Source organism: Streptomyces anulatus, from assembly GCF_014650675.1.
Classification (GTDB): domain Bacteria; phylum Actinomycetota; class Actinomycetes; order Streptomycetales; family Streptomycetaceae; genus Streptomyces; species Streptomyces anulatus.
Window position 1 is genome coordinate 149,673 of record NZ_BMVK01000015.1, and the last position, 15,185, is coordinate 164,857.

16 protein-coding genes and 1 tRNA gene are annotated in these 15,185 nt (G+C 69.8%); 10 read left to right on the forward strand and 7 right to left on the reverse strand.

What is annotated here, in order from left to right:
* Positions 1–46 precede the first annotated feature (46 nt).
* On the reverse strand, positions 47–568 hold the full coding sequence (locus tag IE272_RS29695; RefSeq protein ID WP_190008893.1) for a type II toxin-antitoxin system PemK/MazF family toxin: 522 nt from the start codon (positions 566–568) through the stop codon (positions 47–49).
* Between the two features lie 236 nt (positions 569–804).
* Between IE272_RS29695 and IE272_RS29700 the strand changes: the two genes are divergently transcribed.
* Together IE272_RS29700 and IE272_RS29705 are read left to right on the forward strand one after the other, a co-directional pair.
* Positions 805–1,557 carry an MBL fold metallo-hydrolase gene (locus tag IE272_RS29700; protein ID WP_190008895.1) on the forward strand — a complete coding sequence of 251 codons (753 nt, stop codon included), beginning with the start codon at positions 805–807 and terminating at the stop codon, positions 1,555–1,557.
* Positions 1,558–1,634: 77 nt separating this feature from the next.
* The gene (locus IE272_RS29705) at positions 1,635–2,117 is read left to right on the forward strand and encodes a GNAT family N-acetyltransferase (protein WP_190008897.1); all 483 of its coding nucleotides are present in this window, start codon (positions 1,635–1,637) and stop codon (positions 2,115–2,117) included.
* Positions 2,118–2,212: 95 nt separating this feature from the next.
* Here the strand turns inward: IE272_RS29705 and IE272_RS29710 are convergent, their stop codons facing one another.
* A complete protein-coding gene (locus IE272_RS29710) occupies positions 2,213–3,478 on the reverse strand; it encodes a PTS transporter subunit EIIC (RefSeq protein ID WP_073741299.1) in 1,266 nt (421 codons plus the stop codon).
* A gap of 280 nt (positions 3,479–3,758) precedes the next feature.
* The gene (locus tag IE272_RS29715) at positions 3,759–5,018 is read right to left on the reverse strand and encodes a PTS transporter subunit EIIC (RefSeq protein WP_050359682.1); all 1,260 of its coding nucleotides are present in this window, start codon (positions 5,016–5,018) and stop codon (positions 3,759–3,761) included.
* A 163-nt stretch (positions 5,019–5,181) separates the two neighbouring features.
* Between IE272_RS29715 and IE272_RS29720 the strand changes: the two genes are divergently transcribed.
* From IE272_RS29720 to rdgB, 4 genes are all read left to right on the forward strand, one after another.
* Positions 5,182–5,472, forward strand: a complete 291-nt coding sequence (locus IE272_RS29720; protein ID WP_073741300.1) for a PTS sugar transporter subunit IIB — start codon at positions 5,182–5,184, stop codon at positions 5,470–5,472.
* A 149-nt stretch (positions 5,473–5,621) separates the two neighbouring features.
* Entirely contained in the window at positions 5,622–6,359 is a 738-nt protein-coding gene (gene rph, locus IE272_RS29725; protein ID WP_018958495.1) for a ribonuclease PH, read from the forward strand.
* A 123-nt stretch (positions 6,360–6,482) separates the two neighbouring features.
* Entirely contained in the window at positions 6,483–6,872 is a 390-nt protein-coding gene (locus tag IE272_RS29730; protein WP_050359683.1) for a hypothetical protein, read from the forward strand.
* A gap of 80 nt (positions 6,873–6,952) precedes the next feature.
* Positions 6,953–7,555: an RdgB/HAM1 family non-canonical purine NTP pyrophosphatase gene (gene rdgB / locus IE272_RS29735; protein WP_050359684.1), complete on the forward strand. Its 603-nt coding sequence runs from the start codon at positions 6,953–6,955 to the stop codon at positions 7,553–7,555.
* Positions 7,556–7,601: 46 nt separating this feature from the next.
* On the opposite strand, the gene IE272_RS29740 is transcribed toward rdgB, so the two are convergent.
* From IE272_RS29740 to bcp, 3 genes are all read right to left on the reverse strand, one after another.
* Positions 7,602–7,686, reverse strand: a tRNA-Leu gene (locus tag IE272_RS29740).
* 81 nt (positions 7,687–7,767) lie between these two features.
* A complete protein-coding gene (gene proP, locus IE272_RS29745; RefSeq protein ID WP_050359685.1) occupies positions 7,768–9,264 on the reverse strand; it encodes a glycine betaine/L-proline transporter ProP in 1,497 nt (498 codons plus the stop codon).
* Positions 9,265–9,473: 209 nt separating this feature from the next.
* Positions 9,474–9,941: a thioredoxin-dependent thiol peroxidase gene (bcp, locus tag IE272_RS29750; RefSeq protein ID WP_056707274.1), complete on the reverse strand. Its 468-nt coding sequence runs from the start codon at positions 9,939–9,941 to the stop codon at positions 9,474–9,476.
* 142 nt (positions 9,942–10,083) lie between these two features.
* Here bcp and IE272_RS29755 point away from each other — a divergent pair, with 142 nt between their 5' ends.
* Together IE272_RS29755 and IE272_RS29760 are read left to right on the forward strand one after the other, a co-directional pair.
* Entirely contained in the window at positions 10,084–10,401 is a 318-nt protein-coding gene (locus tag IE272_RS29755; RefSeq protein ID WP_050359687.1) for a DUF3618 domain-containing protein, read from the forward strand.
* Positions 10,402–10,481: 80 nt separating this feature from the next.
* Positions 10,482–10,856, forward strand: coding sequence for a GroES family chaperonin (locus tag IE272_RS29760; protein WP_007450657.1), 375 nt, complete (start codon positions 10,482–10,484; stop codon positions 10,854–10,856).
* A gap of 84 nt (positions 10,857–10,940) precedes the next feature.
* Here IE272_RS29760 and IE272_RS29765 read toward each other — a convergent pair whose 3' ends face one another.
* Positions 10,941–13,277: a transglycosylase domain-containing protein gene (locus IE272_RS29765; protein ID WP_190008899.1), complete on the reverse strand. Its 2,337-nt coding sequence runs from the start codon at positions 13,275–13,277 to the stop codon at positions 10,941–10,943.
* Positions 13,278–13,474: 197 nt separating this feature from the next.
* Here IE272_RS29765 and IE272_RS29770 point away from each other — a divergent pair, with 197 nt between their 5' ends.
* Positions 13,475–14,275 (forward strand): ABC transporter permease, encoded by an 801-nt coding sequence (locus IE272_RS29770; RefSeq protein WP_056707268.1) that lies wholly within the window; start codon positions 13,475–13,477, stop codon positions 14,273–14,275.
* Positions 14,268–15,155: an ABC transporter permease gene (locus IE272_RS29775; RefSeq protein ID WP_190008901.1), complete on the forward strand. Its 888-nt coding sequence runs from the start codon at positions 14,268–14,270 to the stop codon at positions 15,153–15,155. Before IE272_RS29770 ends, IE272_RS29775 begins: the two co-directional genes overlap by 8 nt.
* The last annotated feature ends 30 nt before the right edge of the window (positions 15,156–15,185 follow it).

Here is a 15,185-nt window from a genome sequence, read left to right on the forward strand (position 1 = left end):
ATTGAGGAGCGGGGCCCGGGGCCCCGCCCCGGAACGGCCCCGCCCCTCACCCCGCCCCCAGCCCGCGCACCCGCTCCCACAGCCCCGGATCCACCGCCCCCACCCGCCGCCGGAACCCGGCGATCCGCACCTCCCGCAGCTCGTCCGTCTCCAGGAAACTCTGCCGCCCCTGCCGGTCCCCGACCGTCCCCGAGGGCAGCGCGATCACCCCGGGCCGCTCCTCGTGATGCTTGCTGGTGATCTTCGCGACCAGCGCCGTGCGCCCCCGGCCCCGCCCCCGTACCGAGATCACCAGACATGGCCGGTCCTTCGACCCGGGCCCGTCCTCGTACGGCACATCGGCCCACCACACCTCACCGGCCCGGGGCGAACGCCCGTCCCCACGCCCTTCCGGACCCGAAGGGCCCGACGGCCGCGACGGCCGCGACGGCGGCCGGGCCGACCCCACCGGCTGCCGGGGCCGGCGCGAGCGGGGACCGCGGTCCGAGCGCCCCCGGCCGTCCACCACCGCGGCCACGAGCGCGAGCAGAACCACGGCGACCAGCGCCACCCACCAGAACGTGTTCATCCCCCGACCGTACCGGCGGCCGGGACGGGCACGACGGGGCGGCCGGTGGACGCGCTTCCATCGAACCGGTGACAGAGCAGGTGAGTTCCCCCACAACGGAGGGCAGCGGAGGAGCGACGCGGAGTTTCGCGCCTTACGCTCGACAAACCGCAGAACCCATTCCGCAGGCACCGTACGAAGCCCCGGCGGAATCGCACGAACCCTCCCCGTTCCCGCGTACCGGAGGTTCACGCTCCATGAAGCTCACCGTCGTCGGCTGCTCCGGCTCGTTCCCCTCCACGGGTTCGGCATGCTCGAGCTACCTCGTAGAGGCCGACGGCTTCCGGCTGCTCCTCGACATGGGCAACGGCGCCCTCGGCGAGCTGCAGCGCCACGTCGGTCTCTACGACCTCGACGCGATCTTCCTCAGCCATCTGCACGCCGACCACTGCATCGACATGTGCGCGTATTTCGTCGTCCGCTACTACCGCCACGACGGCGCCCGCCCCGTCCCTCTCCCGGTCTACGGGCCCGAGGGCACCGAGCAGCGTCTGACCGTCGCCCACGGGGACACCCCCTCCGACCGGGCGATGAGCGAGGTCTTCGACTTCCACACCCTCAAGTCCCAGTCCTTCGAGATCGGCCCCTTCGCGGTCCGTACGGAGAAGCTCTGCCACCCCGTCGACACCTTCGGCATCCGGGTCGAGCACGGCGGCTCCGTCCTCGCCTACTCCGGCGACACGGGGACCTGCGAGGCGCTGGAGGACCTGGCCCGGGGCGCGGACCTGTTCCTCTGCGAGGCGTCGTTCGTCGACGGCAAGGAGGACATCCCCGACCTGCACCTCAACGGCCGCGAGGCCGGCGAGGCCGCGGCCCGCGCCGGAGCGCGCCGGCTCGTCCTCACCCACATCCCGCCGTGGACCGACGCCGACCGCAACGCCGCCGACGCCCGTGCGGTCTACCCGGGCCCGGTGGAACTGGCGGCCCCGGGCGCGGTCTACGAGCTCTGAGCCCCGCGCGGGCGGCGGGCGGCCCGGGTTCCCCGGACGTGCCATCCGGAGCCGGGCCGCTCTGTGAGACTGCTCGGATGATCACGATCAGAACCGCCCGGGACGCCGACCTCGACGGCTTCCTGACCCTGGCGTCCCAGGTCGAGCACTGGTTCGGGCCGATGGTCGAGGAGCCGGGCTTCCACCGCGCGGTGGAAGCCCACATCCGTGACGGGGCGGCGCTGGTCGCCGAGTCCGCCGACGCGTCCGGCCCCGTCGGCGGACTGCTGTTCGGCGCCGAACCGCCCACGTACCACGTGCACTGGCTCGTCACCTCCGAACACCTCCGGGGCGCCGGAGTGGGCCGGCTGCTGATGGCGGAGGCGATGCGCCGGTACGTCACCGGGCCCGGCACCGTCGAGGTGATCACCTTCGGGCCCGACCACCCCGGGGCGGTGGAGAGCGGGGCCCGCGTCTTCTACGAGCGGCTCGGCTTCCGCCCCGGCGAGCCGGCCGACCCGGGACCGGAGGGCGGTTCCCGCCAGCTCTACCGGCTGGACGTTCCCGTACGCCGGATGTGACGCGACCGTACGCATGGCGGGTACGCCGAAGCCCCCGCTTCCCGAAAGACGTCTTTCGGGAAGCGGGGGCTTCGGCGTACCCGGCGCGGCGGAGGCTACTTCGCCTCGGCCTTCTGCAGCTCGGCGAGCTCCTCGTCCGACTCCCGGCCCGGGGTCGGGAGGTTGAACTTGGTGATCGCGAAGCGGAAGATCACGTAGTAGACCACCGCGAAGCAGAGACCGACCAGGACCAGCAGCCACGGCTTGGTGGCGATGCCCAGGTTGAGCCCGAAGTCGACCAGACCGGCCGAGAAGCCGAAGCCGTCCTTCATACCGAGCGCCCAGGTCAGCGCCATCGACACACCGGTCAGCACCGCGTGGATCGCGTACAGCACCGGGGCGACGAACATGAACGTGAACTCGATCGGCTCGGTCACACCGGTGACGAACGAGGTCAGCGCGAGGGAGAACATCATGCCGCCGACGACCTTGCGGCGCTCCGGGCGGGCACAGTGGACGATCGCGAGGCAGGCCGCAGGAAGGGCGAACATCATGATCGGGAAGAAGCCGGTCATGAACTGTCCGGCGGTCGGGTCGCCCTCCAGGAAGCGCGCGATGTCGCCGTTCTTGCCGTTGTACTCGCCCGCCTGGAACCACGGGAAGGAGTTCAGCAGGTGGTGCATGCCGACCGGGATCAGCGCACGGTTGGCGACACCGAAGATGCCCGCGCCGACCGCGCCGGAGCCGACGAGCCACTCACCGAAGTTGTGCAGACCCGTGCCGAGGACCGGCCAGATCAGACCGAAGACGATACCGATGAGCAGACCCGCGAGGGCGGAGAGGATCGGGACCAGACGGCGGCCGCTGAAGAAGCCCGCCCAGTCGGGCAGCTTGGTGCGGTAGAAGCGCTGGTAGAGGAGGGCCACCACGATGCCCATCACGACACCGCCGAGGACCTTGGCGTCCACCGGTGCCTCGGTCATGACGATCTTGCCGTCGATGACCTTGGCGACCTTGTCCAGGTTCGGGTCCGTGAACGTGGACAGCACGTTCTTGAAGACCAGGTAGCCGGTGACGGCGGCCAGAGCGGTGGAGCCGTCCGACTTCTTCGCGAAGCCGATCGCGATGCCGACGGCGAACAGCAGCGCCATGTTGTCGAGGAGCGCGTTGCCGCCCGCGGACATGTAGCCGGCGAGCTTCGTGACGAAGGTCGGGAACGAGTCACGGCCCAGCATGTCCTTGTCGCCGAGGCGGACCAGGAGTGCGGCGGCCGGCAGCACGGCGACCGGCAGCATGAGGCTGCGGCCGATGCGCTGCATGACGGCCATCGCGCCGGCGCCCTTCTTCTTCTCGGCCGCGGGTGCGGTCTCAGCCGTGGTCATCAACTTCCTCCATGGGACACGGTGCCGCCCAGGTCGTTGATGCGGGGAGGCGGCGACTCGACAGACGCCGGCAGACAGCCGTGGTCTGGACCACTCAGTGGTGTAGACCAGTTTTAGCACGGTGAGGGTTAGATAAGGAACCTGCAATTCCCTGCTTATTCGCAGTAGCAGATCCGGCACTTTCGGTGACATGCCGAAGGCCCCCGGACCGGGTGGTCCGAGGGCCTTGTACGTGCCGTGCGCTCCGGGTCCGAAGGCCCGCAGCTCTTACCGTGCCGCGCTACTTGGTGAGATCCTTCTCGATCTCCTTCTCGATCTCCTCCGGTTCGCGCCCCGGTGTCTTGAGGTCGAACTTGGTGATCGCGAAACGGAAGACCACGTAGTAGATCACCGCGAAGCACGCGCCGATCGGGATGATCAGCCAGGGTTTCGTATCCAGATGCCAGTTGACGACGTAGTCGATCAACCCGGCCGAGAAGCTGAACCCCGCGTGCACCCCCAGCAGCCAGGTGATGCCCATCGACGCCCCGGTGAGCACCGCGTGCACGCCGTACAGCAGCGGCGCGACGAACATGAAGGAGAACTCGATCGGCTCGGTCACGCCCGTGACGAACGAGGTCAGCGCCACCGAGACCATCAGGCCCGCCACTTCCTTGCGGCGCTCGGGCCGCGCGCAGTGGGTGATGGCCAGGGCGGCGGCCGGCAGGCCGAACATCATGATCGGGAAGAAGCCCGAGGTGAACTGACCGGCCGACGGGTCCCCGGCGAAGAACCGGGAGATGTCGCCCTGCACGGTCTGGCCGTCCGTTCCGGTGTACTCGCCCGCCTGGAACCAGAAGAACGTGTTGAGGAACTGGTGCATGCCGATCGGGATCAACAACCGGTTTGCGAAGCCGAAGATCGCCGCACCCCAGGAGCCGAGGTCGATCAGCTGCTTGGAGAACCAGGTCAGCGCGTCGCCCACCGGCTGCCACAGCAGGCCGAACAGCACGCCGAGGATCACGCAGAGGAACGCCATCAGGATCGGCACCAGGCGTCGCCCGTTGAAGAACCCGAGCCAGTCGACCAGCTTGGTGCGGTGGTAGCGCTGCCAGACGACCGCGGTCAGCAGCCCGATCAGGATGCCGCCGAGCACGCCGGGGTTCTGCGGCTCGCCGTCGGGCAGGGCCTCCGTCACGGTGCCGTCGATGGGGAAGGCGGTCAGCACTCCCCGGTAGACCAGGAAGCCGACGACGGCCGCCAGCGCGGTGGAACCGTCGGCCTTCTTCGCGAAGCCGATGGCGACGCCGATGCAGAACAGCAGGGGCAGACCGAGCTCGCCGTCGAGGATCGCGCCGCCGCCGTTGAGCAGGACCTTGGAGGTCTTGTCCCAGAACGTGCCGTCCAGGTAGGAGCTGAAGAGGTTGCCGAGGCTGACGAGCAGACCGGCGGCGGGGAGGACGGCCACCGGGAGCTGAAGGCTCCGCCCGACCTTCTGCAAGCCCTGGACCGGTCCGTTCCACCATTTTTGCTGCGGTACCGCAGCGGCGCTCGAACTCATGGGCGTCCTCCCGGAACACTTCACGTTTGGCGGTCGTTGCAAACTGGTGTAGACCAGTTGCGTCACGGTCCGGGGTCCGTCCCGAAGGCAGGGCGCCGGTGATCGTCATCTTTCGGGATCGTCCGGTTACCCGCCCGCGAAGTTGGGCCAACCGTGCGTTACCGTGACGAAACGGACCCGCAGCGGGCGGCCGTCTGCGCGCGAAACCAGGGAGAAGGACATGGCCACCAAGGCTGAGAAGATCGTCGCCGGGCTCGGCGGTATCGAGAACATCGACGAGATCGAAGGCTGCATCACCCGCCTCCGCACCGAGGTCCACGACCCCAGCAAGGTCGACGAAGCCGCCCTCAAGGCCGCCGGCGCCCACGGCGTCGTCAAGATGGGCACCGCGATCCAGGTCGTCATCGGCACCGACGCGGACCCCATCGCCGCCGACATCGAAGACATGATGTGACCGGCTGACCCCACGCCGGAAACCGCAGGCCCCGTCCACCGCCGGAGGACGGGGCCGCGCCATGTCCGCACACCCCCGCGCACGCACTCCACGGCGGCCGCCACCGCACCCGAACGGAGCCACCCCCGCCACCGGATAAAGTCGGGCCCATGTCTCGCATCGACGGCCGCACGCCCGAACAGCTCCGCCCCGTCACCATCGAACGCGGCTGGAGCAAGCACGCCGAGGGCTCAGTCCTCATCTCCTTCGGCGACACCAAAGTCTTCTGCACCGCCTCCGTCACCGAAGGCGTCCCGCGCTGGCGCAAGGGCAGCGGCGAAGGCTGGGTCACCGCCGAGTACTCCATGCTGCCCCGCTCCACCAACACCCGGGGCGACCGCGAAGCCGTACGCGGCAAGATCGGCGGACGCACCCACGAGATCAGCCGCCTGATCGGCCGTTCGCTGCGCGCCGTCATCGACTACAAGGCCCTCGGCGAGAACACCATCGTCCTGGACTGCGACGTCCTCCAGGCCGACGGCGGCACCCGTACGGCCGCCATCACCGGCGCCTACGTCGCCCTCGCCGACGCCGTCGCCTGGGCCCAGGGCAAGAAGATCGTCAAGGCCGGCCGCAAGCCGCTCACCGACACCGTCGCCGCCATCAGCGTCGGCATCGTCGACGGCACCCCGCTCCTCGACCTCTGCTACGAGGAGGACGTCCGCGCCGAGACCGACATGAACGTCGTCTGCACCGGGGACGGCCGTTTCGTCGAGGTCCAGGGCACCGCCGAGGGCGCACCCTTCGACCGCAAGGAACTCGGCGCGCTCCTCGACCTCGCCACCGCCGGCTGCGTCGACCTCGCCGCACTCCAGCGCGACGCGCTCGCCCGCACCCAGGACGCGTAGCGACCCGCCCTCCGCGGGTAAAGAAGCAACCAAATAAGCACCGCACAGCGTCGTTACGGATACGGGCGCACGGGTCGAACCGTGCGTCCGTCCACGTAACGATCCCCGGGGAGGGACCGAACCATGGCATCGCGCCGTCACCAACGCCTCGCACTCGCCACCGCCGCCACCCTGCTGACGCTGACCACGGCCGTGGGCTGCGCAGGACTCGACAAGGCGCTCGACTGCGTCCGCACCGCCGACGCCATCGCCACCAGCGTCGGCAACCTCCAGAAGGCCGTCTCCAACGCCTCCGAGGACATCACCCAGGCCTCCGAGTCCCTGGACGAGATCGACCGCGAACTGAAGAAGCTCGACGACACCACGGACAACGCCGACCTCTCCAAGGCCGTCGACGACCTCCAGGCGGGCGTCACGGGCGTCCGCAAGTCCATCGAGGCCGGCGACGCCACCCCCGACATCACCCCGGTGACGGACGCGGCGACGGAGATCGGCAAGGTCTGCAGCCCGTAGGACGTCGTCCCGTCGATCACGGGCGGCCCGGGCCGGGGGCACCACGGCCCGCCCAGGCCGCCCGGGGCGATAATCGCCCCATGAAGCGCCTGATCCTCGCCACCCGCAACGCCGGGAAAATCACCGAACTCCACGCCATCCTCGCCGACGCGGGACTCGACCTCGACCTCGTCGGCGCGGACGCGTACCCCGACATTCCCGACGTCAAGGAAACCGGCGTCACCTTCGCCGAGAACGCGCTCCTCAAGGCCCACGCCCTGGCGAGCGCCACCGGTCTCCCGGCCGTCGCCGACGACTCGGGCCTCTGCGTGGACGTCCTCGGCGGCGCCCCCGGCATCTTCTCGGCCCGCTGGTCCGGCACCCACGGCGACGACCGGGCCAACCTGAACCTGCTCCTGGCCCAGCTGGGCGACATCGCCGACGAACACCGCGGCGCCTACTTCGCCTGCGCCGCCGCCCTGGCCCTCCCCGACGGCACGGAACGCGTGGTCGAGGGCCGCCTGAACGGCACCCTGCGCCACACCCCGTCCGGCACGGGCGGCTTCGGCTACGACCCGATCCTCCAGCCGGAGGGCGAGACCCGCACATGCGCGGAGCTGACCCCGGCGGAGAAGAACGCGATCAGCCACCGCGGGAAGGCGTTCCGGGCGTTGGTGCCGGTGGTGCGGGAGTTGGCGGGGTGACAGAAACGGCCTGCGAACCAGTCTTCGGTTCGCAGGCCGTTCTCGGTGCGGCGGAAGGGATTCGAACCCTCAAGCCGTTTCACGGGCCACAGATCCTAAGTCTGCTGTGTCGCCAGTTGCACCACCGCCGCCAGACGCATGTCATCGTACCGGGCGGGTGGCGGCGGTGATGAGCGAGTTTCACGAGTGCGTACAGTCGGCGTGCTGTTCTTTCAGAACTTCGGCTCCGGTGCCTGTGCCTGCACCAGTTCCGCCGCCTCCTCGTCCGTCTCGACCGACGGCGGGGAGCCGATCAGCGGCTGCTGGGCCGTCTCCTTCATGCAGGCGACCGCGATCACGCCGACCAGGGCCGCCGCCATCGCGTAGTACGCGGGCATCAGGTTGGAGCCGGTCCAGTTGATCAGGGCCGTGATCACCAGCGGGGTCGTGCCGCCGAAGATCGACGCGGAGAGGTTGTAGCCGACCGACAGGGACCCGTAGCGGACGTTCGTCGGGAACAGGGCCGGGAGCGCCGCCGACATCGTGCCGAGCATGCAGACCAGGGAGAGGCCCAGCATCAGCATGCCGACCGTGATCGGGAGGATGCCGTCCACCCGGATGAGGAGGAATGCGGGCAGGGAGAGGAAGAGGAAGCCCAGCATTCCGGTCATCAGCAGCGGTTTGCGGCCGAAGCGGTCGGAGAGCTTGCCGACCTGGCTGATGATCAGCATCAGGAACACCATCACCGCCAGCAGGATCAGCAGGCCGTGGGTCTCGCTGTAGCCGAGTTCGTCGGAGAGATACGTCGGCATGTACGACAGCAGCATGTAGTCGGTGATGTTGTACGCGCCGACCAGGCAGATGCAGAGGATCAGCGTCGGCCAGTACTGCCGGAAGATCTTCGCGAGGTCGCCCTTGGCCGTGGACTCGACGCCGTCCGCCGCCTCGCTCGCGTGCGCCGTGCCGCCCTCCAGCTTCTGGAAGGCCGGGGTCTCGTCCAGGCGCAGCCGCAGGTAGAGGCCGACCAGGCCCAGCGGGCCCGCGACGAGGAACGGGATCCTCCACCCCCAGGCCTCCATCTGCGCGTCGGTCAGGAGGGCGTACAGGGCCGTCACGAGGCCCGCGGCGCCCACGTAGCCGGCCAGGGTGCCGAACTCCAGGAAGCTGCCGAAGAAGCCGCGCCGCTTGTCGGGGGCGTATTCGGCGATGAACGTCGAGGCCCCGCCGTACTCACCGCCCGTCGAGAAGCCCTGGAGCATCCGGAAGAAGATCAGCAGGACCGCGGCCCAGACGCCGATCGTGTCGTGCGAGGGGATCAGGCCGATCGCGAACGTGCCGACGGCCATCAGGATCATCGTCAGCGCGAGGACCTTCTTGCGGCCGACCTTGTCGCCCATCGGGCCGAAGAACATGCCGCCGAGCGGCCGTACGAGGAAGGCCACCGCGAAGGTCGCGAAGGAGGAGAGGAGCTGGGTGGTGTCGTTCCCGGACGGGAAGAACACGTGTCCGATCGTCACGGCCAGGTAGGAGTAGATCCCGAAGTCGAACCACTCCATGGCGTTACCGAGTGAGGCGGCCTTCACGGCACGCTTCACCGCGGCGTCGTCGGTGACCGTGATGTCCGTCCGGCGCAGCCGCGGGTTCCGCCGTTTCCGGATGGCCCGGAAGAGCGCGGGGTGGCGTTTGACCGCTTCGGGGTCGGCCGCCTGGTGGGGGTCGGGGGCCGCCATGGCCGGGTCCTTTCCTCGGAGTGTGTTCCAGGAAAAGCTTCTGCGCAGTCATGGCGGTCGCAAACCGACTTCGTGGGCCGATGCGATCTCCCTCACATGATCTGAACACGTTCTCCGGTCGGACGCCGGTCGGAATCGCCGTATTCGCCGGAATCCCGTGAAGGATCCTGTGAGGGTGGCCCGGGGCCGGTGCCCCGGGCCGACGGGTGTCAGATCCCCAGATCCCTGATGATCTTGGCCACGTGGCCGGTCGCCTTCACGTTGTAGAACGCGTGCTCGATCTTGCCGTCCTCGTCGACGACGACGGTGGAACGGATCACGCCCGTCACCACTTTGCCGTAAAGCTTCTTCTCGCCGAAGGCGCCGTAGGCCTCCAAAGTTTCCTTCGCCGGGTCGCCCACCAGGGTGACCTTGAGGTTTTCCGTGTCGCGGAACTTCGCGAGCTTCTCCGGCTTGTCGGGGGAGACGCCGATGACGTCGTACCCGGCGCTCGCCAGGAGGTCGAGGTTGTCCGTGAAGTCGCAGGCCTGCTTGGTGCATCCGGGGGTAAGCGCGGCGGGGTAGAAGTACACGATGACCTTGCGGCCCTTGTGGTCCGCGAGCGACACCTCGTTGCCGTCGGCGTCGGGAAGGGTGAAGGCGGGAGCGGTGTCGCCGGGCTTCAGTCGCTCGCTCATGTGGTTCTCCTCGGGTGGTGCACGGGTCGGACGGGACCGAGGGTAATAGGGGTGCCGCCGGGTGTGCGGGGGTTCGAGCTGACAGACTGTCGATGAAGGTTCAGACGAAGGTTTACCGGACGACGACCACGGAGGCGGCGCAGTGTCGGATGCCAGGACCCCTGCGCAGATCGAGGCGGACATCATCAGCAGGCGCGAGCAGCTCGCTGTGGTGCTCGACGAGATCGGGGTGCGGGTACACCCGAAGACGATCATCGGAGACGCCAGGGCGAAGGCGGCCCAGACCGTGGACCGGACGGCCGGCCGCGCCTTCGTCGCGGTGAACCGCTCGGTGTCGGAGGTGAAGGCGCAGTTCGTCGCGGAGGACGGCTCCCCGCGGCTGGAGCGGGTGATTCCCGCGGCTCTGCTGGTGGTCGGCGTGGTGGGGCTGCTCACGGTGTCCAAGCGCCGCCGCACGTGACCGGTGGTGGTCGCTGCGCGTCCGGAGGCGTTCCGCACCCGGACGCGTGCGGTCCGGGGCCCGGCAGGTAGGTTGCGGGCGTGAGCGACAACACCCACGAGGGCCATCGCGGCGCCACCGGCTCCGCCGACGACGACAAGCTGCCCATCCGGATGCTGCACGACCGGGTGCTGGTGCGGAACGACGCGTCCGAGGGCGAGCGGCGCTCCGGTGGCGGCATCCTGATTCCGGCGACGGCCGCGGTGGGCCGGCGGCTGGCCTGGGCCGTCGTCGTCGCGGTCGGGCAGAACGTGCGGACGGTGGAGCCCGGAGATCGGGTGCTGTACGACCCCGAGGACCGTGCCGAGGTCGAGGTGCGGGGCGTGGCGTACGTCCTGATGCGGGAGCGCGATCTGCACGCGGTGGCCGCCGACCGGTTCGAGGGTTCGGTGGATTCGACCGGGTTGTATCTGTAGGACCCGTGCTGTTCAGGGCCTGGTGACCGGTGTCACCAGGCCCTTTCCCTGTTTTTGGCTATGGACGGAGCCGCCCCCGCTGTCCTAGGTCCCTCCGCTGTCGCCGTCACCGCCGTCACCGCCGTCACCGCCGTCACCGCCGGTGCCTCCGGTGCCTCCGGTGCTCCCTGTCTCTCCGGAGCCGCCGGTGGTGCCGGCGGTGCCGTTCGTTCCGCCGGTGTCCGTGCCGCCGGTGTCCGTGCTGTCGCCTGCCGGGCTGCTCTCCGTGGTGCCGGAGGGGCCGGTGGTGGGCTCCGACGAGGCGGACGGGTCCGTGCTGCTGTCGGAGTCCGCGTCGAGCGTGGGTTCGTCCTCCTCGTCGGAGCCCGGAGCCGTCTCCAGGTCGAAGTCCTGGGCCGGGGAGGAGCGCAGCGCCGCTTCCGTGTAGGCGGCCCAGGTCTCGGCCGGGGCGCCGCCGCCGTTGACGCGGGGCAGGCCGAGGGCTCCGTACAGCGGGGTCTGGGCGCCCGTGTCCGGGTTCTGGCCCATCACGGCGACGACGGTCGCGAGGTCCGGGGTGTACCCGGCGAACCAGGCGGCCCGGTCCTCCTCCGCGGTGCCGGTCTTGCCCACGGCGGGGCGGCCCACGGCCAGGGCCGCCGTGCCGGTGCCGCCCTCCACGACGCTGCGCAGCACGGCGGTGGTGGTGTCGGCGGCCTCGCGGCTGACGGCCTGGTCGGTCGTGCGCTCGGGCAGTTCGATCTCCGCGCCGTCCTTGGTGACCTTCTCGACGAGGACGTGACGGCCGTGCCGGCCGTGGTCGGCGAGGGTCGCGTACGCCTCGGTCATGTCCAGGACGCTGGCGTTGGCGGTGCCGAGCGCGATGGAGGGGGAGGCGGTGAGGTCGGGGGTGTCGTTGGGGATGCCGAGGGCGACCGCGGTGTCCCGGACCTTCCCGGGGCCGACGTCCTGGGCCATCTGCGCGTAGACGGAGTTGACGGACTCGTCGGTGGCGGTGCGCACGGTGATGTCGCCGTGGTCGACGTCGTCCTCGTTGGCGGGGGCGTAGTCGGTGGGGCCCTGCGGTCCGACGACCATGCGCTTGTTGGCGCCGTCGTAGACGGTGTTGGGCGTGATGCGTTCGCCGTCCTGGGTGGTGGAGCCGTTGACGACGGCGGAGGTGAGGACGAACGGCTTGAAGATCGAGCCGACCTGGTAGTCGCGGCGGGTCGCGTTGCTGACGTACTGCTTCGTGTAGTCGATCCCGCCGTACAGGGCGACGACCTTGCCGGTGGCGGGGACGATCGAGGCCCCGCCGACGCGGACGTTGCGGTCGGCCTTGCGTTCGGCGCTGGTCCTGGCCGTCACGTTGGTGTCGACGGCCTTGACGAAGGCGTCCTGCTTGGTCTTGTCGAGGGTCGTGGTGATGCGGTAGCCGCCGGTGGCGAGGGTCTTCTCGTCGAGGATGCCGCGCCGGTTCAGGTAGTCCTCGACGGCCTGCACGATGTAGCCGCGCTGTCCCGAGAGCCCGGTCGACGGTTTGGTCTCGCCGGGGGTGGGGAACTCCGTCGTCGCCCGTTCGGCCGCATCGAGCCAGTCCTCCTTGACCATGCCGTCCAGGACGTAGTTCCAGCGGTTCTGGGCGGCGGGCTTGTTGTCGGGGTGGGCGACGACGTCGTAGGCGCTGGGGGCGTTCAGGAGGGAGGCGAGGTAGGCGCCCTCGGCGGTGGTGAGCTCCTCGACGTTCTTGCCGTAGTACGCCTGGGCGGCGGCCTGGATGCCGTAGGCGTTGCGTCCGAAGTAGCTGGTGTTGAGGTAGCCCTCGAAGATCTGGTCCTTGGTCTCCTCGCGGTTGAGCTTGACCGCGATGATGGCTTCCTTGGCCTTGCGCAGGACGGTGCGTTCCTGGCCGAGGTAGTAGTTCTTCACGTACTGCTGGGTGATCGTCGAGCCGCCCTGCTTGCCCTTGCCGGTCACGGTGTTCCAGCCGGCCCGGACCATCGCCTTCACGTCCACGGCGCGGTCGTCGGAGTAGAAGTCCCGGTCCTCGGCGGCCAGGACCGCCTGCCGGACGGTCGGGGGGACCTGGGAGAGCCTGACCTTCTCCCGGTTCACGTCGCCGTCCCGGGCGATGACGCTGCCGTCGCGGTAGAGGTAGACGTTGGACTGGGCGGTGGCCGCGGCGTTGGCGGCCGGGATGTCGATGAGCCGGTAGGCGGCGAAGACGCCGGCGCCGAGGAGGAGGGCGAGGCCCAGGACGGTGCCGAGCGTCATCCGCCAGGTCGGGATGACACGCCGCCAGCCGGTGCGCCGCTTCCTGCCGTTCTTCCGGCCCCTCTCGCTCTTCCCGCTCTTCCCGGGCGGCTCCTCGTGGTGGCTTCCGGGTGCGGCCGCCGCGCCCGAGGGGTCGCGGGGGGCCCAGTGCTGTGACTCGTCGCTCATGTCCGTGGGGCTCCTCGGGCGTGGTCAGTTCTCCCATAGTGCCCGTTTAGTCCGGAAACCTTCGGTTCTCCCCGGGTCGTTCCCTCCACCGGTCGTCATCGCCGTCCCGAAAACACGGTCGCGGGGGCCGGGGCGCCTGCACTAGGCTCGTGCGCTTTGGTGTCGGGAGCCGGTGGTGGCGGGGGAGAGGGGACGACGTGCGGCTCTATGCGGTGGTGGCGGGGGGTGCGTTCCGGCGCTACGCCACCTACCGGACGGCTACGGCCGCGGGGGTCTTCACCAACACGGTCTTCGGCTTCATCGTGGCGTACACCTACGTCGCCCTGTGGGACGCGCGTCCGCAGCTCGGCGGGTACGACACGTCGCAGGCGCTGACCTACGTCTGGCTCGGGCAGGCCCTGCTGATGGCCTGCGCCATGATGGGCGGCGGCTTCGAGGACGAGTTGGCGGAGCGTATCCGTACGGGGGACATCGCCATCGACCTGTACCGTCCGGTCGACCTCCAGCTGTGGTGGCTGGCGGGGGATCTGGGCCGGGCGGCGTTCCATCTGCTGGGGCGTGGTGTCGTACCGATGTTCCTGGGGGCGCTCGCCTTCGATCTGGCGCTCCCGGGATCGCTGTGGACCTGGCCGGCGTTCTTCGTCTCGGTGTTCCTGGGTGTGGTGGTCAGTTTCGCGATGCGCTATCTGGTCGCGATGTCGGCGTTCTGGCTGATGGACGGGGCGGGCGCGATGCGGATCGTGTCGCTGGCCGGGCTGTTCTTCTCCGGGATGCTGCTGCCGCTGAACCTGTTCCCCGGGCTGCTGGGGGAGGTGGCGCGGGCGCTGCCGTGGTCCTCGCTGCTCCAGGTCCCGGCCGATGTGTTCCTCGGCAAGCACACGGGGTGGGGGCTGGTGGAGGCGTACGCGTTCCAGGGCGGCTGGGCGGTGGTGCTGCTGCTGGCGGGCCGGCTGCTGCAGACCGCGGCGACCAGGAGGGTGGTGGTGCAGGGTGGCTGAGAGCGCGGTGGCGGCGGACGAGAAGGTCCCGGTGACGGAGGTGTCGGAAGCCTTCCCGTTCCCGGAGCGGTCCCGGCTGCTGGAGGGCGTCCGGGCGTACGGGCTGATCATGGCCATGTGGGTGCGCTCGACGATGGCGTACCGGGCCTCGTTCGCCATGACGTTGTTCGGCGACTTCGCGGTGACGGCCTTCGACTTCGCGACGATCCTGCTGATGTTCACGCACGTCGACGCGCTGGGCGGCTACACCCTGCCCGAGATCGCCCTGCTGTACGGGCTGTCGGCCACCGCGTTCGGGCTGTGCGACCTGCTGCTGGGCTCGATGGACCGGGTGGGCCGCCGGGTCCGGGACGGGACACTCGACACCCTGCTGGTGCGACCGGTCCCGGTGCTGGCGCAGGTGGCGGCGGACCGGTTCGCGCTGCGCCGGCTGGGGCGGATCACGCAGGGGCTGCTGGTGCTCGGCTACGCGCTGGTCTCGCTGGACATCGCGTGGACGCCGCTGAAGGTGCTGATGCTGCCGATGATGGTGGTGAGCGGTGCGGCGATCTTCGGGGCGATCTTCGTCGCGGGGGCGGCGTTCCAGTTCGTCGCGCAGGACGCCTCGGAGGTGCAGAACTCCTTCACGTACGGCGGGACGACGCTGCTCCAGTACCCGCCCACGATCTTCGCGAAGGACCTCGTGCGCGGGGTGACGTTCGTGGTGCCGCTGGCCTTCGTCAGCTGGCTGCCCGCGCTGTACGTGCTGGACCGGGAGTACCCGGTCGATCTGCCGCAGTGGGTGGCGTTCCTGCCGCCGCTGGTGGCGGTGGCCTGCTGGGCGCTGGCGGGGCTCGCGTGGCGGACGGGACTGCGGGCGTACCGGAGCACGGGCAGTTGACCGGGAATGATCACGGAGGAGGGTACGGGC

Excerpts from the sequence above, each read along its gene's own strand:
- IE272_RS29695 (WP_190008893.1), bottom strand. The coding sequence starts at position 568 with ATGAACACGTTCTGGTGGGTGGCGCTGGTCGCCGTGGTTCTGCTCGCG.
- IE272_RS29700 (WP_190008895.1), top strand. The coding sequence starts at position 805 with ATGAAGCTCACCGTCGTCGGCTGCTCCGGCTCGTTCCCCTCCACGGGT.
- IE272_RS29705 (WP_190008897.1), top strand. The coding sequence starts at position 1,635 with ATGATCACGATCAGAACCGCCCGGGACGCCGACCTCGACGGCTTCCTG.
- IE272_RS29710 (WP_073741299.1), bottom strand. The coding sequence starts at position 3,478 with ATGACCACGGCTGAGACCGCACCCGCGGCCGAGAAGAAGAAGGGCGCC.
- IE272_RS29715 (WP_050359682.1), bottom strand. The coding sequence starts at position 5,018 with ATGAGTTCGAGCGCCGCTGCGGTACCGCAGCAAAAATGGTGGAACGGA.
- rph (WP_018958495.1), top strand. The coding sequence starts at position 5,622 with ATGTCTCGCATCGACGGCCGCACGCCCGAACAGCTCCGCCCCGTCACC.
- IE272_RS29730 (WP_050359683.1), top strand. The coding sequence starts at position 6,483 with ATGGCATCGCGCCGTCACCAACGCCTCGCACTCGCCACCGCCGCCACC.
- rdgB (WP_050359684.1), top strand. The coding sequence starts at position 6,953 with ATGAAGCGCCTGATCCTCGCCACCCGCAACGCCGGGAAAATCACCGAA.
- proP (WP_050359685.1), bottom strand. The coding sequence starts at position 9,264 with ATGGCGGCCCCCGACCCCCACCAGGCGGCCGACCCCGAAGCGGTCAAA.
- bcp (WP_056707274.1), bottom strand. The coding sequence starts at position 9,941 with ATGAGCGAGCGACTGAAGCCCGGCGACACCGCTCCCGCCTTCACCCTT.
- IE272_RS29765 (WP_190008899.1), bottom strand. The coding sequence starts at position 13,277 with ATGAGCGACGAGTCACAGCACTGGGCCCCCCGCGACCCCTCGGGCGCG.